The organism is Methanolapillus africanus, assembly GCF_032714475.1.
Lineage (GTDB): Archaea > Halobacteriota > Methanosarcinia > Methanosarcinales > Methanosarcinaceae > Methanolapillus > Methanolapillus africanus.
This window is the reverse complement of record NZ_JAWDKD010000021.1, coordinates 51,031-72,277: the sequence shown is the minus strand read 5'-3', so window position 1 is coordinate 72,277 and position 21,247 is coordinate 51,031. Positions and strand designations below refer to the sequence as shown.

Below are 21,247 nucleotides of genomic sequence, written 5' to 3'. Positions count from 1 at the left end.
GCTGATTATGATATTCCGTTCTTTTTTAGTCCATTCTTTTTTTCATTTTGATTTATTTTGACATCATTTTGGTTTTTTTGTTTTTTGCCGGCGCCGTGCGTGCGCGTGACGCCGCCGGCTTTTAAAGTTTTTCAAAAAAGAGGTCCGTTTTTTCCTTTTGTGAAACATTTTTATGGTTTTCCGTTCTTTACTTTTCCATGTCTGATTTGGATGATTTGGCTTTGCAGATTCGTTCCCGTGCACTTCCGGGCTCTTTTTCCGTGATTGTTTCCGACATTGACGGGACGATTACCGAAGACGACCGCAGTTTGTCATTGTCCGCCGCCAAAGTCATTCAGGAATTTTCCGACAAAATCCCGATTGTGCTGGCCTCCGGCAACACGCTTTGTTTTACCCGCGCGATTGCGAAGGCTCTTCGGACGAACGCGCCGGTCATCGCGGAGAACGGCGGCATCGTTCTCGAAGAGCACGACGGTGTTCCGGTGATCAACAATTCCTATTTGCCGGAAATGCGGGAGGCTTTGGCCGTTTTGCAGGAGCATTTCGATTTCTTTGTTTTTGATTCATACGACCGTCAAACGGATATCGCTTTTTCCAAAACGTTCGACATTGAAAAGGCGCGCCATGTTATTTCCGGATTTTCGAATCTGTCGATAGTGGACGCAAAATACGCCGCGCATTTGGTCGGCAAAAACATCAACAAAGGCACCGCGCTCAAACAAATCGCGGACATGTACGGCATAACGCCCGAAAACATCGTTGTCATCGGCGATTCCGCGAACGACATTGAAATGTTTCATGCGGCCGGTATGTCTTTTGTGGTGGCGAATGCCCCCGATTACGTGAAAAAAGAAGCCGATATTGTTCTGGACGAAAAATTCGGCGACGGTTTTGCCCAAGCGGTTTTGGCGCTTGAGAAAGCCGGCGCTTTGAAGTTGAAATTATAATTTCATTTTCTTTTTTTGCGGGCGGCATGCGCGCGCGTTATGGCGATACTTTTTCCTTTTGCGTTTTTTAAACACGGTGGTTCATTTCATTTTCCGACTTTATTCCCAAGCAAACCATCCCGCTTAAACAGACGCACAGCGTCTGTTTAAGCGGATATGGCACATGATTATGATTGGAATAGTTATCCGTAGGTGTAAATTGGATTAGGAATCATGTGTATTGTTGGAAACAGCAGATGCAATCTGAAATCTAAAAACAGTCACCTGTCGATGCAATCTGAAATCTGAAAACAGTCACCTGTAGGTGCAATCAGCAATCTGAAAACAGTCACCTGTCGGTACAATCTGCAATCTAAAAACTATCACCTGTCGGTACAATCTGCAATCTGAAAACAGTCACCTGTCGATGCAAACTGAAATCTAAAAACAGAAATACAAGCCGAAAAACCGAATTTAAAAAACAAAAACAGAAAAAAAGGAAAACCGGATTCTCATCCGGTTAAATAAAAGCGGCGAATCCGGCGATGCCGACAATCATCAAAATGATAATGGCGATGATCACGATAAAACCGATGACCAAAAATGGCCACAGGAAATAAACGAGAATTTCCGACCATTTCGGGATCTTGGCCGGTTTTTGGCCGTTTCTCATTTTTTCAGCGGTTTTGTAGGCGTCGTAAACGCTCCACACCCAAACGATCAAATCGATGACCAGAATCGGCCAAATGAAAATACCGATGACGGACAAAATGATTGCTGCCACTTGAATGCAAACGGCTTTCGCGAATTCGCCGTTGTAAAGCTGTCCGAGCCCCGACATAAAGACGGAAAAAATGGCGGCGGCAAACGGTTCTTTTTGGGAAATAAAAGTGTCCCAGGATTCCTTGAGGGATTCCATAAACGGCTTTTTTGCCGTGGGGCCGGCGGCGGCGCCGCAATTCGGACAGTTTTCGGCGTTTTTCGGAAGGGCGTTTCCGCAGTTGGAACAATAGTTTGGCATTTCGGATTTTCCTTTCTTTTAACTTAAATGATCATAAACGGAATCATGAGCAACATTATCAAAACGATGAGAATGGCTGCGATGATGAACGGGAACAGAATGAAGACCAAAATTTCCCACAGTTTTGCTTCCGAATACGGAACTTCGCCTTTATTCATCTTTTCGGCTTGTGTGTAAGCGTCGTACATGCCGTAAATCCAAATGATCAATCCGGGAACAATCAAAAACAGCGTTCCGATCGGCACCAATATCATGAAAGCGATGCCGCGCCAGAATTGACCGTTGTAAAGCTGTCCGAGACCGGTCCAGAAGAAGGACAAAATCAAGGATAAGAACGGAATTTTATCGCTTTTCTTCGGCGGTACGGTTGAGGATGATTGCGATTGGGACTGTGATTGCGATTTGGAGCTGCCTTGTTTGGCGTTTCCGTCCGTTTTGGGTTCGCTCACGAGCTCGGCGTCGACAGCCGGCGGTTTTTCCGCGGACGGCTCGTCGGATTTCGGCGGTTCGGGCGGGTTTCCGTAGGGTGTTTTCTTAAGCGGCATGCCGCAGTTGGTACAAATAGCGGCGTTTTCCTCGATTTTGCTGCCGCAGTTGGAACAGTAATTTTCAGACATAATGATCCTTTTGATTGTGGTTTATAAAATTATAACTCTGTCTTTTGTTTCATGAATCTCATGTTCTTTTCTTACCCACAGTAATTCATTAAATATTAAACGACCATTTGATATAAATTTATTTAAATGGCATTTATTCAGTATCTGTAACGGGAGATAAATATGACAGATTCCAAAAAAATAATTGAAAACGAAACCGTCCGGACCATTTTGACGCGGCGAAGCGTTCGGCAATATACGGCGGATTCCCTTTCCGATGACGAAATCTTGACGCTGATGGAATGCGCGCGGTTTGCGCCGTCAGGCTTGAACAATCAGCCGTGGCGTTACATTTTGATTCAAAACGCCGAAACAAAACAGCAGCTTTCCGGGCTCACGCATTATGCCGAAATCGTCAAAACCGCGCCGCTCTTGATCGCCGGATTTTTGGACATATCGGCGTCTTACCATCGCGAAAAAGATATTGCGGCGTTGGGCGCCGGCTTTGAAAACATCTTGCTGGCCGCGCATTCGATGAATCTCGGGGCGGTCTGGCTGGGCGAAATTCTGAAAAACAAGGATCAGGTTTCGGAGATTTTGGCGACGCCGGACAGCTATGAATTGATGGCCGTCATTGCCGTCGGGCGCCTGGAAAAACAAGAGGCTGTTTCCGGAAATGAAAGGACAGACCGGAAAAATTTGGACGAGATCATTTTTTGGGAAAAATATTCTGACAAATAATTGATTCTCGAATCTGTTTTTTTTTGGGCGGCGGCATACGCGCGCGTTATCGCAACACATTTTTCAGGTTTCCGCCAAAAATCGCGGGTCACTTTTGCAATATTTCAAGCAAACCATCCCGCTTAAACAGACGCAAAGCGTCTGTTTAAGCGGAATCCGATTATTTGGATTGGATACAGTGGCAGCAGATGCAGTTGGAACAGTCAACTGCAGGTGCAAATCGGATTAGGAAATATCTGTATTGTTGGAAACAGTTGGTGCAAACCGTATTCTAAAAACAGTCACCTGTCGGTGCAAACTGAAATTCAAAATAGAAAAATAGATTGGAAGCCGGCTTTCAAATGAATGCCGGCTTTATTTTTAAGAATTAATTTTCAAATAAAATTAGTCTTCTCTTTTGGCCAAGTGCTTTCCGAGCATGTAAAGAGCTGAGGCATCGTCGCCGCATGCTTGAAGAGCTTCGACAATGGCTTCTGTTTGAGATTCTTCTTCAATTTGTTCGGTGATGAACCATTGAAGGAAGACTTGGGTCGCATAGTCTTTTTCTTTGACGGAAAGGTCCATGAGTTTGTTGATGTAGTCGGTCACCAATTTTTCATGTTCATGCGCCTGCTTGAAGAAGTCGAGGAGGGTCTTTCCTTTGAGAGCCGGTTTGTCGACGGCCGCCAATTCAACAACTTCGCATTGGTCGTGGATGTAGTCGTAGAATTTCATGGCGTGTTCAATTTCTTCTTCCGCTTGTTCCTTTAACCAGTGGGCGTAGCCCGGGCGGTTCATTTCGGTACATTTGGATGCCATGCCTAAGTAAAGATAAGCCGCATACAGTTCTCTGTTGAGTTGATCGTTGAGTTCTTTTAAAACGGTTTTTTTGATCATTTTTATTCCTCCTGCATAAGCAGAGTTAACACCTGTATATATTATATTTACTATTATATAAATCTGATTCGTATCATAATAATTTTTATCCCTTTGTTTATATTGTTTGTTTTTTGGATTGTCACCTCCTGTTTTTTCCTTTAAATTTTGTTTTTATTTCATTTGTTTTTATTTTGATTCCTTCGTTTTCGACTCTATTTCCTTTTGTTTTTCCATTTTTGACTCTTTTTCTTTTTGATTTTCCGTTTTGATTTTTCGATTCTTTTTCCTTTCCGTCAGTCTTTTCTTTTTGTTTTTCCGTTTTAATTTTTCGATTCTTTTTCCTTTCCGTCAGTCTTTTCTTTTTGTTTTTCCGTTTTAATTTTTCGATTCTTTTTCCTTTCCGTCAGTCTTTTCTTAACGCTTCCACCGGATCCATTCTGGCCGCTTTGTTGGCCGGATAAACGCCTGCAAAGACGCCGATGACGGCGGACACGCCGATGCCTGCAACCACGGTTGACATCGGAATGACGGGCGGAATTCCGAGATAACCCGACCCGACGTATGCGACCGAAAGTCCGAGCGCCACGCCGGCGGCGCCGCCAAGCACACTGATGATCACCGACTCCACGATAAAGAGCGACAAAACGTCGCGGGCGGAATAGCCGAGTGCTTTTAAGGTTCCGATTTCTTTCGTCCGCTCCGTCACTGTCACCAGCATGATATTCATAATGCCGATGGAACCGACAACAAGTGAAATGCCGCCGATGCCGATCAGAAACAGTTCCAGCGTATTCGTGATGCTGCCGACTTGTTCCAGCATATCCGCCTGGTTGAAAATGATGAACGGAATCTTGCCGCCGCCTCCAAAGCCGCCGGCTGAATCATATTCACTTGTGTTCCGCAACTCCCGGTCGGAAACGCCGACGCTTCGGGCCAGCCGTTCTTCAACTTCGTCGGCAACTTCCGAAACGTTGTCTTCGGATTCCGTCACCGCAAAAATCATTTGGTAGTCATCCTTTCCGCTCATGTTTTTGAGCGTTTCGGCCGGAATGATGATCACATTTGAGCTGCTGGTCCGCCCGACCAAAGAGGTGTCGTCTTCGCCGACGATGCCGGAAACTTTGAATTTCTTCGTGACATATTCGCGCGTCTGTTCGTTAAAAACAGTCAGCTCGATTGTGCTTCTTGAACTGATTTCGTTTTTAAACGCGTCTTTCGCAATGCTTTTACCAATGACGGCCGTGTAAACGTCTTTGTCCGTGAAGAAGTTGCCTTCATACATCGGAAGATCCGCCGCTTCCGCATATTCTTCTTTTGTTCCGCTGATCGTATAATTTCTGGACTCCCCCATGTACTCAAGCGTTCCTGATTTACTGAGGTGCGGCGTTGCCGAGGCAACGCCCGGCGTGTCCGCGACGATGTCCACTTGCTGGTCGAAGAAAATATTCTCCTGCGTCGCCGAAATGCTGATGTAGTTGGACCCTTCGCTGCTGATTTGACTTTCCATGTAGGCGCCGAAACTGGAACCGAATGTGAAAGTCGCGACAACGGCCGCGATGCCGATGATAATTCCAAGCGCCGTCAATGCCGATCTCATTTTTGAGCTTCGTAGGCTCTCGACCGCCATTTTCGAGCTATGTGCGATGCTGATCATAGATCTCACCGCTTATTTTTGTTGCTTGTTTTGTTGTTCATCTTGCTGTTTGTTTTGTTGCTTGGCCTGCTGTTTGGTCTGTTTTGCATCCGCTCTCTTTTGTTTCCAATCATTGAATTTGGTTTTGCCGTTTTGGAATTTTTCTTTGGAGTAGTCGGAAAGCGTTGTGTTTTTCTTCTTTTTGAGATAATAATTCGCACCGAACGCTGCAATCAAAAGAACAATCACCACGATGGCGATATTTTTGAGCGTGAACATGCCGCCGCCGGTTTGTTGTCCGGGATTTTGCATGCTCACCGTCGACATCGATATGGTGGACACATCTTCATGCGCGTTGTCGCCGTTGTAATAAATCGTTTGAAGTGTAATCGATTGACCGCCTGCCATTCCGGTTGCGTTGCTTGAGTTGCCGAATCCGGTACCTGTGTTTTTCACATTAAATTTCGCCGTATAAAGGTCGTCCGGATCCATTTCGCCGATGAAGTATTCCGACGGATAGAATGTCATGCCTTCCGCTTCCGGAATCACGGTCACGCCGCGGACGGCGCCCTGGTGGTAATTGACAATATCGATTTCAATCGTCGTATTGGTGCCGTTCATTCTCGGTTCGCCTGATTGAATCGATTTGATGCCGTCCGAATCCACTTTGATTTCAACGGTGCGTTTGATGTTGTATTGGTAAGAGCCGGCGGTGACGTTCAGTGTGAGGAGGTATGTGCCGTCCGTCATATTTTCGGGAACCGTGATTCTGAACGGAACTTTTATGGTGTCGCCGGCGGCGATAATTCCCAAATCGTCCATCGCCATGCTGGTCACGACGATGTCGTCGGTCGAATACAGGTCAATGGATTGGATGCGAGCGGTCGTTTCGTATGTTTTATTGGAAATTGTCACGGTCGGACTGGTGGCGTTGTTTTTGAGCGTCACCCAAACAATACCGGAGTCGCCCGGCATGAAAACGCCCGGGTCGCTGGTCACGTTTTCCACAATCAGCGTTCCTTTGCTGTCCGAGTCAATGACGCCGCCGATATTGATGGAAAAGGTGGTTTCAATCCAGTTGCCGTCGTCAATGCGGTATTGAACTTTTAAATCCCGGGGGCCTTTGGTCGCGTCGTTAGCAACCGATAAGAAGAATTCGTTGTACACTTTAGACCCGGAATAAATGTAGCTGTAGGTTTTAGAAGAGTCGCCCGAACTGATGGAGAACGGGGAATTTTGAACGATTCGAATGGTGACGTTTTCAAGCGTCCCTGATCCGACATTTTCCGCCTGGATCCACACGCGGAGTTGCTCGCCGGGCTGCGCCGGATACGGATCCTGTTCAATCATCGTTAATTTCAAGGATGGGCTTGCCGCACCGGCCATGCCGGAAAATCCGGCGACATAAATGGCGGCGATCAGCAGAAGGATCGCGATCGTTGAGAATTTTTTATTTTTGGAGGCGTTTTTCAGAGGTTGATCTGTTTGTTGTTCTTTTTTTATTTTCAGGGTATCGATTTGTTTTTGAAACATATTTTCACCATTTGATTCATCTGGGGGACATTCCGGTTACATTGTCCGGTATTGGTTTTTTCAAACCAAGTTGTTTTACCGAAGTTTACCGATAGGTTTATTTGCTATCAATCTCTTGATTTGTTAACCAAATAAATCTTTGAGGTGAACAATAAAATCCACCTTATTTATTTCTAACGGTAATGTATACAATTTGTCCTTATACAATCCGTCCGCTGCGACTCTATATTCGATTCGCTGATCTTTGATTCCGCGTGTCGAATTTTGGTTCCCGGACTTTCATCCCTGAGTTTAAATATAATTAAGTGATTCATTTTATCAAATTGAGGTGTCTATTTTTGACAAACGAAACTGAAACAACAAACCCGGCGCTGGCGCCGAGAATTCCTAAATCCGCCTCCAAAAAAGCGGTGGTCGAAGTGAAAGATCTTCACAAAAGCTATTTTTTGGGAGACGAAGAAGTGCCGATTTTAAAGGGAATTAATTTTAACGTCTACGACGGCGAGTTTTTGGCCATCGTCGGTCCGTCCGGGTCCGGCAAAAGTACGCTGATGAATATGCTCGGCTGTCTCGACCGCCCGTCGTCCGGGGCCGTTTTGGTCAACGGCGAAGATGTGAACGATCTCGACGACAACCAATTGGCTTACCTGCGCGGCAAAGAAATCGGATTCATTTTCCAGCAATTCAACCTGGTGCCGAGACTGACCGCTTATGAAAACGTTATGCTTCCGACTTACGCGAGCAAAAAGCCGAACATCGACTATCCTCAAAAAGCGAAAGATCTTTTGAAGCTGGTCGGCCTGCAAGACCGTATGAAACACAAACCGTCGGAACTCTCAGGCGGTCAGTGCCAGCGTGTCGCCATCGCGCGCGCGCTCATCAACGATCCGACCATCATTTTGGCGGACGAGCCGACCGGAAACTTAGACTCGAAAACAAGCGACGAAGTGATGGCGTTTTTCCGTGAACTCAACCACAAAGGCGTCACCATCATCATGATTACCCACAACAACGAACTGGCGCTTCAAACCGATCGCGTCGTCACGATTAAGGACGGCCTCATCACCAGCGACGAAAGTGTGGAAGAACACGCCATTCACATGAAAGAAGCGCTTGAAGCGTCTTTGCAAACTGAAATTCACGTCTGAATAAATATATCTTCATTTCACAGTGCAGCCAAAAACGGCTGCCATTTCTTTTTTCAGTTTTATCTTTTTTAAATCTGTTTTTTATTTTCAGTTTGCATCAACTGTTTCCAATAATACAGTCTTTCTCTGATCCGATTTGTATCTGCTGTTTCTAACAATACAGTCTTTCTCTGATCCGATTTGTATCTGCTGTTTCTAACAATACAGTCTTTCTCTGATCCGATTTGTATCTGCTGTTTCTAACAATACAGTCTTTTCCTGATCCGGTTTGCATCTGCCGTTTCTAACAATACAGTCTTTTCCTGATCCGGTTTGCATCTGCCGTTTCTAACAATACAGTCTTTCTCTGATCCGATTTGTATCTGCTGTTTCTAACAATACAGTCTTTTCCTGGTCCGGTTTGTATCTGCTGTTTCTAACAATACAGTCTTTTCCTGATCCGGTTTGCATCTGCCGTTTCTAACAATACAGTCTTTTCCTGGTCCGGTTTGTATCTGCCGTTTCTAACAATACAGTCTTTTCCTGATCCGGTTTGCATCTGCTGTTTCTAACAATACAGTCTTTTCCTGGTCCGGTTTGCATCAACTGTTTCTAACAATACAGTCTTTTCCTCATCCAATTTCCATCTCCTTATCGCGGTATCCGCTTAAACAGACGCTTTGCGTCTGTTTAAGCGGGATGGCTCGTATGATTCGAAAATAGAAATTAGACAAATGGGTTCGCTTGATTCAAAAAAGAAATTGAACAAATGGTTTTACTTGATTCAAAAAAAGAAATCATCCAAACGGTTTGCTTGGCTTAAAAATAAAATGTGTCGCCATAACGCGCGCGATGCCGCCCGTCAAAAAAGAAAATATTTCGCGACCGAAGGGAACCGTTCGCGAAACGACGGAATTCTTGTGAACTTAATCGCTTCTCAAGGCGTCCACCGGATTCATCTTCGCCGCTTTGTTGGCCGGATAAACGCCGGCCATCACGCCGATAATGATTGCCAAAATTATTCCGCCTACAATCGGCGTCACCGGCAGTCCCATTTGGAAACCCATGAGGGCGGAACCGGCGTATCCCATGAGGACACCGAGAAAAACGCCGACTGCGCCGCCGAATAAGCTGACCGTGATTGCTTCAATGACGAACAAGAACAAAATGTCTTTTAAAGAATAACCGAGCGCCTTTAAGGTGCCGATTTCCCGGGTTCGCTCCGTCACCGTCACGAGCATAATATTCATGATGCCGACCGATCCGACGACCAGCGAAATGCCGCCGATGCCGATCAAAAAAGTCTGAAGCGTTTGGATAAGTTGCTGCATTTGATTCATAATATCCGCCTGATTGATCATCACAAACGGAATCAAATCCTCATATCCCGGGTCGTTCAAAAACCGCTCGGAAACGCCGAGATTCCGAGCCAAATTCGTCTCAACGTCGTCCGAAACCTCTGACACGTTTTCACCGGTGTCGGCCGCCGCATAAAATTCCTGGTAATCGTCTTGTCCCGTCATCCGCTGAGCGGTTTTTACCGGGATGTAAATTGTATTCTCAATGTCACTGCCGATTTTTAAGATGCCGCCGTCCTCTTCATAAGCGGAAATTCCTTTGACTTTAAACGTTTCCGTGACGTATTCTTTCGTATTTTCGTTGTAAACCGTGATCTTGATGGTGCTCCGGTCGGAAATTTCATTATTGAACATTTCCGCCGCGATTTTTTTGCCGACGACGGCCGAAGACGTATCGCTGTTTGTGATGAACCCGCCGGAAGAAAGCGTGACCGACGCCACGTCCGAATAATCTTCCAAAACACCGTAAATCTGGGAAATATTCTTTTGCTCGCCCATAAATTCAACCACGCCGCCGCTGCCGACCAGCGGAGACGCGTCGGTGATGCCGGGTGTGTTTTTAACAATCTGCAATTGCTGGTCGTAAAACAAATGATCTTTTTTGGCGGCCACCACGATAAAATTGGAACTGTCTTCTCCGATCTGTTCCGTCATATAACTGTTAAAACCGGCGCCGAGCGTCCATGTCCCAACGACGGCCGCAATCCCGATGATAATCCCGAGAGCGGTTAAAAAAGAGCGCGTTTTTGAACTTTTCAAGCTGATATAAGCCATTTTCATGCTGTGTGCGACACCGATCATTTTTTCCCCCGAACGAACCGGAGTCAAAAACCATTTCCGTGACGTTTTTGAGAAAAAGAATGACAAATTATTTGTCAAAAGCGATGAAAAGGAAAGGGGATTTTATAAATAAAACCGGTCCGATGTTTTGAGTTGTTTTTCCGTTATTGTTTTTTTCTGTTTTTGTTTTTAATTATTTTAATCTTATCATCTGATTTCAATCGCTTCTTAATGCGTCAACCGGATTCATTTTGGCCGCTTTGTTGGCCGGGTAAACGCCGGCAATCACGCCGATGACGATTGAAATACCGATTCCGGCGAGAATCACGGTGATGGACCATCCCATCGAAAATCCCATCAGGGTGGCGCCGACATATCCGGCGAGAAGACCCAGCAATACGCCGACCGCGCCGCCGACCGAACTGATCATAATCGCTTCCGTCACGAACAAGAGCAAAACGTCTTTGGACGAATAACCGAGCGCTTTTAAGGTTCCGATTTCCTTGGTCCGCTCCGTGACCGTCACCAGCATGATGTTCATGATGCCGACGGATCCGACAACCAAAGAAATGCCGCCGATGCCCGCCAAAAAGATCTGCATCGTCTGAATAATTTGCTGAACCTGCTCTAAAATTTCGGCCTGGTTCATAATCATGAATGGAATCAAGTCGTCATATTCCGGATTGTTCAAATACCGCTCGGAAACACCGAGGTTGCGGGCCAAATTCACTTCAACGTCGTCCGCAACTTCCTGAACGTCGTCCGAAGACTCCGTCATCGCGAAAATCATGTAATAATCATCCCGCCCGGACAATCTTTTGGCAGCGTCCAGCGGAATATAAATCGCGTTATCGACCTCGCCGCCGGTAATGATGTTGGTTTCGTTGGAACCGGAAATACCTTTGACCTTAAACGTTTCCGTGATATATTGCTTCGTCTCGTTGTTGTAAACCGTCAGCGTCACCGTGCTTCTTGTGGTGATCTCGTTTTTGAATTCTTCTTGAGCAATCTTTTTGCCGATGACGATCGACGACGTATCCTTGTCGCTGATGAAACTGCCGGATTGCATCGGCATGGATGCAATTTCAGCATAATCTTCCGTCACCCCGTAGATGGCCGTCACGTTTTTCTCCTCGCCCATAAACGTCACAACGCCGGCGGCGGAGTTCACAGGCGACGCGCCCGTGACGCCCGGCGTGTTTCGGACCACCTGCACCTGCTGGTCAAAAAATAAATTTTCCTTCTCGGAAATAATCATGATGTAGTTGGAGCCGCTGGAACTGATTTGCTCTGAAAAATAGGCGCCAAAACTGCTGCCGAGCGTAAACGTCGCGACGACGGCCGCAATGCCGATAATAATGCCGAGAGCCGTGAGTCCGGAACGCATTTTGGCGCTTTTCAAGCTGGCCAAACCCATTTTCATACTGTGGTGTAATCCGATCATTTTCTCACGGCTCCTCAATCGCTCCGAAGCGCGTCGACCGGATTCATTTTCGCCGCTTTATACGACGGCTGGGCGCCGGCCAAAACACCGATAATAATGGATAATCCGACGCCGAACAAAACGCTGGAGTACGGAACCGCCATCGTCAAATCCAAATAACTGACGCCGACATACGCCACCAATAATCCGATAATTGTGCCGATAAAGCCGCCGATCGCGCTGATAATGATGGATTCAATCACGAACATCATCAAAACGTCCCGCGACGAATAACCGAGCGCCTTCAGCGTTCCGATTTCCTTGGTTCGTTCCGTGACCGTCACCAACATAATATTCATAATGCCGACCGCGCCGACCAAGAGCGAAATACCGCCGATGCCGAGCAAGAACCACTGAAGCGTATCGGTCAAAGAACTGACCTCGTCTACGATTTCAGCCTGGTTCGTTGTCAAAAACGGAATCTTATCCGTGTTGTTGTCATAAATGTCGCGGTCGGACACGCCCAAATTGCGCGCCAAACGAAGCGTGATTTCGTCATCGGTTTCATTCAGCGTTTCCCGGGAATCCGTCATGGCGTAAAGCGTTTGATAATCGTCTTTTCCGGTCATCTTCCGCATGGTTTCGATCGGAATGACGATCCATTCGTCTTCCTGGTTTCCGGTCATCAAATTTGTTTCGTCCGATCCCAGAATGCCTTTAACTTTGAAGGTCTCGGTCACATATTCCTTTGTTTCGCTGTTGTAAAGCGTCACGTCAATGGTACTTCTGAGTCCGATTTCATTTCTAAAATCTTCCTGAGCAATCTTTTTCCCAATGGCTGCGGAATACATGTCGTTGTTTGAAATGAAATTGCCTTCATAAATCGGGAGGGAGACAATTTCTTCGATATTTTCGTCCCACCCGAGAACCGTTTTATTTTTCTGTTCCCCCGCAAACGCGATCACGCCGGTTCCTGAAAGTTCTCCGGAGGCGCCGGTGACGCCGGGTGTGTTTTCAACAATCGCCAGTTGTTGGTCATAAAAAATATTCTCTTTTGTCGCGGCGATAATAATGTAATTAGAGCCGGTCGTGTCCAATTCATCCGTAAAATAAGCGCTGAAGCTGCTGCCGAGTGTAAAAGTCGCAATCACGGCGGCAATGCCGATAATAATACCGAGAGCCGTCAGGCCGGAACGCATTTTGGAGCTTCTGAGGCTCTGTATGGCCATATTGACGCAGTGGGCGAGGCTAATCATTTGATCCGGTCCTGGGGCTCTTTTATTTATTTTTGATTTATTTTATTTTTCAATTGTGATTCGTCACGTTTTCATCATCGGTGATTTGTTTGATCATTCCGATTTCTTTTTCGGGAATTTCTCATCCTTCTTTTGTTTCAAATACTCGACAAGTCCGATGTCTTTCTTTTTCTTCAAATAGAAGTGAGCGCCGACCGCTGCGATGGCGACAATGACGACAATGATGATCAAGTAGGTGGTCCAAGACGTGCCGCCGCCCAAGCCGGAAGTTGCGCTGGTGCTGATTTTAACGGTCGCATTGTCCTCGTGCATATTGTTTCCGTTGTAGTAAATGGACGTGATGGTGGCCGTATCATTCATCTTTGTGCCGTTCTGCTTCACAGTAAATTTGGCGGTGTAAAGGTCATCCGGTTTCATTTCGCCGATGAAATATTCCGCCGGATAGAAGTCCACGCCTTCCAGTTCCGGAACGATGACGACGCCGCGGATGGTTCCTTGGTGATAGTTGACGATATCGATTTCAACGACCACGTCAGTGCCGTTCATTTTGGGTTCTTTGGACGGAATGGCTTTGATGCCGGTTGAATCCACGGTCACTTCAATGTTTCTTTTAATATTGTATTCGTAAGAGCTGCCGGTGACGTTTAAGGTCAACAGGTAGGTGCCGTCCGGTGTTCCTTCGGGAACGGTCAGCCTGAACGGCAAACTGATATTGTCTCCCGGGGCGATAATACCGAGATCGTAAAGGGATGCGCTGGTGACGACCAATTCATCGGCGGAATACAAGTTTGCCGATTGAATCCGGGCGTTGGAAATGTTGGTTTTGTTGGACGTGGTGGACTGGGAAGGCGTTGCGTTGTTTTTCAATGTCACCCAAATGATTCCTTCATCGCCCGGCATGAATGCTTCCGGCGTTGTGGTCACATTTTCAATAATCAGTGTTCCTTGATTGTCCATATTAATAATGCCGCCGACGTAGACGGTGTAGTTGGAAACAACCCAGTTGCCGCCGTCAACCTGGTAGCGGAGGGATAAATTGTAAGGTCCTGTGGTCGCGTTTTGGTCCACATAGAGGAAATATTCATTGTAAATTTTAGATCCGGAATACAGGTCGGTATATGTTTTGGAAGAACTGCCGGAACTGATGGAAAACGGATAGCTGGCGTTGACTTGAACGGTCAGGTTGTTGATGGTTCCCGATCCGATATTTTCAGCCTGAACCCAGAGGCGGAATTGCTGCCCCGGTTGAGCCGGATACGGATCTTGGTCAATGACTGTGAGTTTAATGCCGCCGGTTGCAGCCGATGCGCCTTGGAATAAAATTAAAAAGGCGATGAATGCCAAGACGGATATCTTCAAAACGCTCATCACACGTTTTGATGTGATGACCGACGTTATGTTTGTTGTTTGTTTATTTTTTGTTTCCATTTTCACAAATCCCGATTTTTTTTGCCGACATCTAAAGGTCAGTTGATGACGAGTATTTTGATTTTTGGATGATGAAATCAATTCAAAATGAATAAAATAGAATCATTCTATTGTGATATTATTATTCAAATTCAATTAAAATTTCACCTATTTATATATTCTGATTTTAATAAATGTGTATATTATTATAAATGAAACTTCTGCTTCAACGATTTCCTTCTATATAAACCAATTCCACACGAATGTTTTGTAAAATCAATGTGAGCCTAGTTAAAAAATAAATGACTGTTAACCTTTTTCAGATCATGGGTTGACAAATCTTTATTTTTAAAGAAAAGAGATAAAAATGAAGATAAAAATGAAGATAAAAATGAAGATAAAAATGAAGATAAAAATGAAGATAAAAATAAGTTCTAAATGGGTAAAGAGAGAATAAAATTTAAATAAAATCTCAAATAAAACCTTCAATAACAATTTGTTGCTCATTATAATTGTTTAAATATATTTTTCAGTTCCTATAAAAAAGAAGGAAATACCATGCCGGTTGAGCTGATCAAAGTCGTAACGAAGGACCAATGCGCCGCTGTTTCAAAGTTGGCGCGGGAGATTTGGATGGAACATTACACGCCGCTGATCGGCGCCGAGCAAGTCGCGTACATGCTTGACAAATTCCAGTCCGCCGATAAGATTTATGCCGACATTTCAAACGGCTACGTTTATTACGCGGCCTGCGACGGCGGCGCTTTTGTCGGATACATGGGACTTTGTCCGGACGACAAAGGCATTTTTATCAGTAAATTTTATGTTCGAAAAGAAGTGCGCGGAAAAGGTATCGGCAAGATGTTTTTCAAGCAAGCGCAAATCGAATCCCGGCGTTTGATCCCGAGAAATCCGGTTCATCAAACCATTGAAGCGCCCTGTTTCTGGCTGACGGTGAACAAAAACAACAATTCGGTCGAAGCCTACAAAAAACTCGGCTTTGAGATTTCCGGAGAGCTCGTCACAGACATCGGCAGCGGTTTTGTGATGGACGATTATGTGATGACGTGCCCGATCCGGACTTATAAAAACTAAATGAATTCAAAAAATAAACTCTAAATTATGAATTCAAAAAAATAAACTCAAAATTATGAGTTCAAAAACGAACTCAAAATTTAAAAGTTTAAAAAAATGAAATTTGAGTTGAATAGAATCAGTTACAGATTGTATTTTTTGGCGGTTTCCCAGGATTTTCGGACATAATCCGGAAATTCCTTCTTTTCGCCGGCGGTTTTTTCCAAAAATTCAACCGTTTTTGGATCTGATGGGTAACCGCTTCCGAAATCAACGCCTTCTCGTTTTTTAATCCCTTCAATCAATTCGTCCCGTCTGACTTTGGCCAGAATCGATGCGGCCGAAACCACCGGACTGAGGTTGTCCGCTTTGTGTTTTGAAATAAATTCAATGTTTTCCGTTTTGGGATTTTTCTTGACGCATTCCTCTTTCACGCGAAGGCCGAACCGTTCTTCTTTAACGTCGGCGGCGTCCAAAATCGCCGTGTTTACCGTTGTTTTTTGAGCCAACTCGCCGACCACTTTGGAGAAGCCAACCACCATAATTTCGTTCATGGTCATGATGTTTCGGAGGTCGTCGATTTTTGCCGGCTCGATTTCTAAAACATACCAGCTCGTCACGTATTTTTGGATTGACGGCGCCAACTGTTCTCTCTTTTTTGCCGTCAGCTTTTTGGAGTCCGCAACGCCGAGCGCTTTGAGTTTTCTTTCCTGCTCTTCCGTTGCGCAAACACCGGCGATGCACATCGGTCCGATGACGGGACCTTTGCCGGCTTCATCCACGCCCAACTTGATTTGTTCTGCCATAACTGTCAAACTGACATGCGTGTCATTCTATAAATACCGTTTTAACTGAGGATTTGTTTCTTTTTCTGATTCTTTTTTTTCTTTTTGTTTTTCAATCATTTTATTTTATAAATTTTCATTCTATCGCTCTTGATTTTATTTAAAAACCTTTTTCTGTTTTTGCTTTTTTCTGCCTTATGACCATAGGAGGTCTTAAAATGAACATCGATCGTGAATTTATTATCCGTGAACTCAAAAAGAATGCTCGAAACGAACAAAATCAAAATATTGAAAACGACTGCGGCAACCCATTCGGCGACAACATTTGCAGCCGCAACGTCTATGGCAATGATGTCGAGAACGCCGCAAACGGTATGTTTTCCCGCGGCGGCAATATCAAAAACAATGAATGCACCCGGTCCGGCAGCCGGGACAGATCTGACAGCCGGTCTGGACGAAAATCCGGATACACGAGCCGCAGCGGTATTTTCGGCGTCAACGCCAAATATATCGGAAAAGACCGGTCGATTGAACCCGAAGATGATTATCTGGAACTTGAAGTTCTGCGCGCCGGTATTTTTTATCATGAAGAATTTCCGGTTCCGATCATCTTTCTGCGCGATTCGGACAAGAATGTGCTGCCGGTTTTCGTTGGCTATTTCGAATATTTGTTCATCAAATATATGATGGAGCGCAAATCATTCCCTTCGGCCACGATGTATGATGTATTGCTTGCGATTTTTTCCGAATTCAATATCCTGTTGGAAGCGGTTGAATTGGAAGTTGAAGACGGCAAATTGTGCTGTGTTCTGGTCACCCGGTCCAAATTTTTGTCTCATTTCGACATCAGTCCGGGCGACGGCATCGCGCTGGCCTACCGGACGCATACGCCGATTCGGATGACCAAGGAAACGCTTGATGTCAAATTTACTGATTTTTTCGAAGTGGAGGAATTTGAAGCCGATTTCGAAATTTAAAATGAGAATTAAAATGAGAATTTTAATGAAAAAAGAAAAAAAAATCTTCAAAAAAGTTGAGAAACGCCTTTTGGGCGTTTTTCAATATTTTATTTATTCTTCGTAAACAGTAAACACTTTTGTTGTGTTGGATTCGCTCTTGATGTTGAACGTGGCGTTTTTGTCGTTGACGACCACTGTGTAGTTTCCATCCGGCAAACCGAACACTTGTCCGAGTTCAAACGTTTCTTCTTTCCAGCTGATGATGGCAGTACAGACGTCGCCTTGCACTTTCACCGGGATGTAGATGTCAAATTCATTGTTTTCCGGTTTGGTTCCCGGAACCGGTGCGGTGATGTTTTGTTCATCAATGCTCTGGCATCCGCCGTTGATGGTGACATTGGCGATGGCGTAGATCGTTCCGTTGTCTTGGATAACTTTAACGGATTCGATTTGTGCCGGCTGGTATGTTACTTTCGTTGAGTTGTCCGAGCCCAAACATCCGCCCACGGCGGCGGCCAAAATAATCAAAACAAAGAGAGCAAAAACGGGTAAAGCTAATTTCAATTTTTGAGTCATTCGAAGCACCCTGATTTTAGTTATTTAATTAAATAATTATTCATTAAATTTCCTATAATTATTCTATTATTCTTGTCATTCACTTTAATTTGAAGTGAATTAAAGAATATTTATAAGATATTATTTGTTGATTGTATTTAAGTGTACGCGTTCTGTTCTTTATTTTTTTAAATATATAATATTTCGAAGTTGGGCGCGGTGCATACCGGCTCAAAAAACGAGGAAATTGAAAGTTGAATGAGATGAAAAATGAATAAAAAAATGAATAAAAAAATGAATAAAATAGAATGGAGAAAGATGAAAAAATGAATCAAAATGAGTGAAAAAATCGTCAATAAAAAGAAAAATGATTTTGAAGTTTTATCAAAATCATTTGAGCTGCAAAATTCCTTTGATCCGGTTGGCGTCGGTATTCACTCTGAAAGCCGCTTCCACACCGTTAATGGTGACGGTGTAGTCGCCGTCTTCCATCCGGTCAAGGTTTCCGAGTTCGAAATCTTCGTAGACTTTTTGAATTTGCTGGGCGCAAACGTCGCCTTCGACTTTGAGCGGAATGAAAATGGTGCAACTCTTGTCGGTTGAAACATTTCCGGTCACGGTCATGTTCGCTTCATCCACTTTTTGGCAACTGTTGTTGAGGGTTATGTTGGCGGTTGCCGTCACGTTGCGTCCGGTCAAATGAATCATAACGGAATCAACTTTTGCCGGATTTTCACCGGTTGTGTTGCCTGTTGTGTTATTTGTCGTATTGTTGGTTGTGTTATTGGTCGTATTATTTGTGGTGTTATTGGTTGTGTTGTTGGTGGTGTTGTCATTGCCGGAAAGGCATCCGCTCACGCCGGCCGCCAAAACCAATACAAGAATCATTGCGGTTAACGCTGTTTTCATTTTCATCTTCTCACCTCTGGGTGTGTAAAATATTCATCTGAAATCATAAATTACTTGACATCAATGGCTTTATTTTATATAATCTCTTTTATTTTTTTGAATTTCCGATAAGTTTTTAAAAATGATGGGCATTCACCCAAGCATTTTACCGGACGGTTGAAATTATGTTGGCGAAAGGATGTGAAAGATGGTTATCGGCAATTTTTGTTCTGTTTGCCGCTTTGCTTTTGGCCAGCCTGGCTTTTCATCTTCCGGTTCTGATCGCTTTATCCGTTTTAGCGTTTCTGCTTTTTATTTTCTTCCTTCTGTTTTTCCGGGACCCGGAACGTCACGGCGAGATTTGCGAAACGCATATGTTATCGCCGGCGGACGGGCGGATTGTGGATATCCGGGGCCGCAAGCTGTGTATTTTTATGAACATTACGGATGTTCACGTCAACCGGTCTCCGCTTCCCGGAAAAGTGTTGTCGGTCCGGCATGTGGCCGGTTCGTATTTGCCGGCGTTTACCAAAGATTCCGACCGCAACGAACGCTTTATTACGCTTCTGGACACACCGCACGGGATTGTCGAACTCACGCAAATCGCCGGAACCGGGGTTCGCCGGATTCGTCCTTACATCGAATGCGGGGACTCCGTCACTCAAAACCAGCGCGTTGGGACCATTTTATTCGGCTCGCGCGTTGATGTGACGGTTCCGGAGTCGTTTTGCATTGAAGTGAAGAAATGGCAAAAAGTCAAAGCCGGCGAGACGATTATCGCCAAGATTTCAACATCCGATTCTTATTCCGATATTTCCGTCTCCGAAAATCATTCAAATCATTCTGAAATTTCCGTTAATACCAACGAATATATAAGTTTGTGATTATTTTATAACCTGTCGTGATTTTCGTGTTCAATTTAATCAAACTGATCAAGCCGCCGGATTATGTATCGCTCATCAATATCATTTTCGGGATGGGGGGAATTTTTCTCGCCCTTTCCGGTGAATTCAGCGCTGCGGCTGTCTATATCTTGTTGGCGGCGGTGGCGGACGGACTGGATGGTTACGTCGCTCGCCGAACATCTTCAGGGCCTCTCGGCGAACATATTGATTCTCTCGCCGACACCGTTTCTTTCGGTGTGGCGCCGGTCATTTTAATCTGTTCGATTTCCGGGAGCGCCATTGCCGCGGTCATTGGGGTTTTTTACCTTTTGTGCGGCATTTTAAGATTGGCGCGCTACAATGCCTTTCCCTCCAAAACGCCCGGCTATTCAGGGATTCCGATTACAGCCGCTGCTGTTTTCTTGGCATGTTTGGCTTTGTTTTTGGAAAATGTTCAATATACGGTTCCGCCAATTGATTTCCTGCAAATGCTGACGCCTTATGAACCGGTTATTTTGATGTTTTTCATGCTGTTGCTCTCATTTGTGATGGTCAGCAGTATTCCGTACATGAAAGTGACCAAATCCAAGACTTTCTTGATTTTGATCTTCATCTTTGCCTTGACAGTATTATCTGCCTTTTTCCCGAATGCGTTGGCTTTCCTTTTCCCGGGAATTCTTTTCCTTTTGCTGCTGATCTACTTGATTTCTCCGGCTTTTATGCGCCACAGCAAAAAAAGCATTTGATGATGTTGATTCTGATTTTTAATTTTTAATTCACATTTTTAGGATGGATGGGATGATAACGGATCGCGACAACGCTCTTTTTGAAGCCGGTATTAAACTCGGCGCGCTGTACCACCAGTTTGTCGGAACACCGCTGTCTCTTGAAAATAAGGCTGCGGTTGAATCCGCGATTCAACAAAGTATTGCAGTTCAGCCTTTTGCGGAAAACGTCACTGTTCGTATCAATGAAAAAATGATTGCGGAAGAACTTAATTCAACGTTTAAGTATACGGAATTGAAAGGAAAAATGCTGGACGTCAAACTGATTGTCCGGTTCAATTCGGTTCGGGTTTTCGCGTCGCTTCAATTTGATGAAAAACTCAATTATCCGCTCATGAAAGTGGACAAAGTTGAGGACTCGTTTTGATTCTTTTTTAAATATGTGTGCCGTAACGTGCATGTTCCCGGCGGCTGCGGAAAATTATGGAAGACTGTGTGGTCACTTTCCCAAAACGGGCCCACAAGTTCAGAACGCCGGGCGCCGAAGGCGTCAGGCGGACTGAACTTGACGGATTGCTCTGAAAGTAAGATGCAGCGACAGAAAATGTTAGAAAATATTTTCAGTATTCTGTTTCCACCTTGCTGTTTACTCTTTTCAGATTTGCCGCTTGCACCTGCTGTTCACTATTTTTAGATTTGCCGCTTGCACCTGCTGTTT

Annotated in this window: 20 protein-coding genes; 8 read left to right on the top strand and 12 right to left on the bottom strand. The window is 44.9% G+C overall.

Annotation, left to right across the window (positions count from 1 at the left end; genetic code table 11):
- Positions 1-197 precede the first annotated feature (197 nt).
- Complete coding sequence (locus MsAg5_RS07750) at positions 198-947, top strand: phosphoglycolate phosphatase (RefSeq protein WP_338100053.1); 750 nt, start codon at positions 198-200, stop codon at positions 945-947.
- 499 nt (positions 948-1,446) lie between these two features.
- Here the strand turns inward: MsAg5_RS07750 and MsAg5_RS07745 are convergent, their stop codons facing one another.
- Together MsAg5_RS07745 and MsAg5_RS07740 are read right to left on the bottom strand one after the other, a co-directional pair.
- Entirely contained in the window at positions 1,447-1,947 is a 501-nt protein-coding gene (locus MsAg5_RS07745; protein WP_338100052.1) for a zinc-ribbon domain-containing protein, read from the bottom strand.
- A 23-nt stretch (positions 1,948-1,970) separates the two neighbouring features.
- Entirely contained in the window at positions 1,971-2,564 is a 594-nt protein-coding gene (locus tag MsAg5_RS07740; RefSeq protein WP_338100051.1) for a zinc-ribbon domain-containing protein, read from the bottom strand.
- Between the two features lie 162 nt (positions 2,565-2,726).
- Here MsAg5_RS07740 and MsAg5_RS07735 point away from each other — a divergent pair, with 162 nt between their 5' ends.
- Positions 2,727-3,284, top strand: a complete 558-nt coding sequence (locus MsAg5_RS07735; RefSeq protein WP_338100050.1) for a nitroreductase family protein — start codon at positions 2,727-2,729, stop codon at positions 3,282-3,284.
- 384 nt (positions 3,285-3,668) lie between these two features.
- Here the strand turns inward: MsAg5_RS07735 and MsAg5_RS07730 are convergent, their stop codons facing one another.
- The 3 genes from MsAg5_RS07730 to MsAg5_RS07720 form a co-directional block, all read right to left on the bottom strand.
- Positions 3,669-4,160 carry a ferritin gene (locus MsAg5_RS07730; protein ID WP_338100049.1) on the bottom strand — a complete coding sequence of 164 codons (492 nt, stop codon included), beginning with the start codon at positions 4,158-4,160 and terminating at the stop codon, positions 3,669-3,671.
- Positions 4,161-4,545: 385 nt separating this feature from the next.
- Complete coding sequence (locus tag MsAg5_RS07725; protein ID WP_338100048.1) at positions 4,546-5,796, bottom strand: ABC transporter permease; 1,251 nt, start codon at positions 5,794-5,796, stop codon at positions 4,546-4,548.
- 12 nt (positions 5,797-5,808) lie between these two features.
- Positions 5,809-7,308, bottom strand: coding sequence for a COG1361 S-layer family protein (locus MsAg5_RS07720; RefSeq protein WP_338100047.1), 1,500 nt, complete (start codon positions 7,306-7,308; stop codon positions 5,809-5,811).
- 371 nt (positions 7,309-7,679) lie between these two features.
- On the opposite strand from MsAg5_RS07720, the gene MsAg5_RS07715 reads away from it, so the two are divergent.
- Positions 7,680-8,456 carry an ABC transporter ATP-binding protein gene (locus MsAg5_RS07715; RefSeq protein ID WP_338100172.1) on the top strand — a complete coding sequence of 259 codons (777 nt, stop codon included), beginning with the start codon at positions 7,680-7,682 and terminating at the stop codon, positions 8,454-8,456.
- 905 nt (positions 8,457-9,361) lie between these two features.
- Here the strand turns inward: MsAg5_RS07715 and MsAg5_RS07710 are convergent.
- From MsAg5_RS07710 to MsAg5_RS07695, 4 genes are all read right to left on the bottom strand, one after another.
- Positions 9,362-10,594, bottom strand: a complete 1,233-nt coding sequence (locus MsAg5_RS07710; protein WP_338100046.1) for an ABC transporter permease — start codon at positions 10,592-10,594, stop codon at positions 9,362-9,364.
- A 196-nt stretch (positions 10,595-10,790) separates the two neighbouring features.
- Positions 10,791-12,017: an ABC transporter permease gene (locus MsAg5_RS07705; protein WP_338100045.1), complete on the bottom strand. Its 1,227-nt coding sequence runs from the start codon at positions 12,015-12,017 to the stop codon at positions 10,791-10,793.
- A gap of 14 nt (positions 12,018-12,031) precedes the next feature.
- Positions 12,032-13,225 carry an ABC transporter permease gene (locus MsAg5_RS07700; protein WP_338100044.1) on the bottom strand — a complete coding sequence of 398 codons (1,194 nt, stop codon included), beginning with the start codon at positions 13,223-13,225 and terminating at the stop codon, positions 12,032-12,034.
- A 120-nt stretch (positions 13,226-13,345) separates the two neighbouring features.
- Entirely contained in the window at positions 13,346-14,680 is a 1,335-nt protein-coding gene (locus tag MsAg5_RS07695) for a COG1361 S-layer family protein (RefSeq protein WP_338100043.1), read from the bottom strand.
- A gap of 537 nt (positions 14,681-15,217) precedes the next feature.
- On the opposite strand from MsAg5_RS07695, the gene MsAg5_RS07690 reads away from it, so the two are divergent.
- Positions 15,218-15,754 carry a GNAT family N-acetyltransferase gene (locus tag MsAg5_RS07690; RefSeq protein WP_338100042.1) on the top strand — a complete coding sequence of 179 codons (537 nt, stop codon included), beginning with the start codon at positions 15,218-15,220 and terminating at the stop codon, positions 15,752-15,754.
- 122 nt (positions 15,755-15,876) lie between these two features.
- On the opposite strand, the gene rnhB is transcribed toward MsAg5_RS07690, so the two are convergent.
- Positions 15,877-16,539: a ribonuclease HII gene (rnhB, locus tag MsAg5_RS07685; RefSeq protein ID WP_338100041.1), complete on the bottom strand. Its 663-nt coding sequence runs from the start codon at positions 16,537-16,539 to the stop codon at positions 15,877-15,879.
- 197 nt (positions 16,540-16,736) lie between these two features.
- Here rnhB and MsAg5_RS07680 point away from each other — a divergent pair, with 197 nt between their 5' ends.
- Complete coding sequence (locus tag MsAg5_RS07680; protein ID WP_338100040.1) at positions 16,737-17,495, top strand: bifunctional nuclease family protein; 759 nt, start codon at positions 16,737-16,739, stop codon at positions 17,493-17,495.
- A gap of 93 nt (positions 17,496-17,588) precedes the next feature.
- Here MsAg5_RS07680 and MsAg5_RS07675 read toward each other — a convergent pair whose 3' ends face one another.
- Positions 17,589-18,053 (bottom strand): hypothetical protein, encoded by a 465-nt coding sequence (locus tag MsAg5_RS07675; protein ID WP_338100039.1) that lies wholly within the window; start codon positions 18,051-18,053, stop codon positions 17,589-17,591.
- 369 nt (positions 18,054-18,422) lie between these two features.
- On the bottom strand, positions 18,423-18,947 hold the full coding sequence (locus MsAg5_RS07670; protein ID WP_338100038.1) for a hypothetical protein: 525 nt from the start codon (positions 18,945-18,947) through the stop codon (positions 18,423-18,425).
- Positions 18,948-19,105: 158 nt separating this feature from the next.
- On the opposite strand from MsAg5_RS07670, the gene MsAg5_RS07665 reads away from it, so the two are divergent.
- The 3 genes from MsAg5_RS07665 to MsAg5_RS07655 are packed head-to-tail and all read left to right on the top strand — an operon-like array spanning position 19,106 to position 20,956.
- On the top strand, positions 19,106-19,804 hold the full coding sequence (locus tag MsAg5_RS07665) for a phosphatidylserine decarboxylase (protein ID WP_338100037.1): 699 nt from the start codon (positions 19,106-19,108) through the stop codon (positions 19,802-19,804).
- Positions 19,805-19,830: 26 nt separating this feature from the next.
- Positions 19,831-20,550: a CDP-diacylglycerol--serine O-phosphatidyltransferase gene (gene pssA / locus MsAg5_RS07660; RefSeq protein WP_338100036.1), complete on the top strand. Its 720-nt coding sequence runs from the start codon at positions 19,831-19,833 to the stop codon at positions 20,548-20,550.
- A 52-nt stretch (positions 20,551-20,602) separates the two neighbouring features.
- Positions 20,603-20,956, top strand: a complete 354-nt coding sequence (locus MsAg5_RS07655) for a dihydroneopterin aldolase family protein (RefSeq protein ID WP_338100035.1) — start codon at positions 20,603-20,605, stop codon at positions 20,954-20,956.
- The last annotated feature ends 291 nt before the right edge of the window (positions 20,957-21,247 follow it).

Coding starts and splice junctions, on each gene's coding strand:
- MsAg5_RS07750 (WP_338100053.1), top strand. CDS start 198: ATGTCTGATTTGGATGATTTGGCTTTGCAGATTCGTTCCCGTGCACTT.
- MsAg5_RS07745 (WP_338100052.1), bottom strand. CDS start 1,947: ATGCCAAACTATTGTTCCAACTGCGGAAACGCCCTTCCGAAAAACGCC.
- MsAg5_RS07740 (WP_338100051.1), bottom strand. CDS start 2,564: ATGTCTGAAAATTACTGTTCCAACTGCGGCAGCAAAATCGAGGAAAAC.
- MsAg5_RS07735 (WP_338100050.1), top strand. CDS start 2,727: ATGACAGATTCCAAAAAAATAATTGAAAACGAAACCGTCCGGACCATT.
- MsAg5_RS07730 (WP_338100049.1), bottom strand. CDS start 4,160: ATGATCAAAAAAACCGTTTTAAAAGAACTCAACGATCAACTCAACAGA.
- MsAg5_RS07725 (WP_338100048.1), bottom strand. CDS start 5,796: ATGATCAGCATCGCACATAGCTCGAAAATGGCGGTCGAGAGCCTACGA.
- MsAg5_RS07720 (WP_338100047.1), bottom strand. CDS start 7,308: ATGTTTCAAAAACAAATCGATACCCTGAAAATAAAAAAAGAACAACAA.
- MsAg5_RS07710 (WP_338100046.1), bottom strand. CDS start 10,594: ATGATCGGTGTCGCACACAGCATGAAAATGGCTTATATCAGCTTGAAA.
- MsAg5_RS07705 (WP_338100045.1), bottom strand. CDS start 12,017: ATGATCGGATTACACCACAGTATGAAAATGGGTTTGGCCAGCTTGAAA.
- MsAg5_RS07700 (WP_338100044.1), bottom strand. CDS start 13,225: ATGGCCATACAGAGCCTCAGAAGCTCCAAAATGCGTTCCGGCCTGACG.
- MsAg5_RS07695 (WP_338100043.1), bottom strand. CDS start 14,680: ATGGAAACAAAAAATAAACAAACAACAAACATAACGTCGGTCATCACA.
- MsAg5_RS07690 (WP_338100042.1), top strand. CDS start 15,218: ATGCCGGTTGAGCTGATCAAAGTCGTAACGAAGGACCAATGCGCCGCT.
- rnhB (WP_338100041.1), bottom strand. CDS start 16,539: ATGGCAGAACAAATCAAGTTGGGCGTGGATGAAGCCGGCAAAGGTCCC.
- MsAg5_RS07680 (WP_338100040.1), top strand. CDS start 16,737: ATGAACATCGATCGTGAATTTATTATCCGTGAACTCAAAAAGAATGCT.
- MsAg5_RS07675 (WP_338100039.1), bottom strand. CDS start 18,053: ATGACTCAAAAATTGAAATTAGCTTTACCCGTTTTTGCTCTCTTTGTT.
- MsAg5_RS07670 (WP_338100038.1), bottom strand. CDS start 18,947: ATGAAAATGAAAACAGCGTTAACCGCAATGATTCTTGTATTGGTTTTG.
- MsAg5_RS07665 (WP_338100037.1), top strand. CDS start 19,106: ATGTTGGCGAAAGGATGTGAAAGATGGTTATCGGCAATTTTTGTTCTG.
- MsAg5_RS07655 (WP_338100035.1), top strand. CDS start 20,603: ATGATAACGGATCGCGACAACGCTCTTTTTGAAGCCGGTATTAAACTC.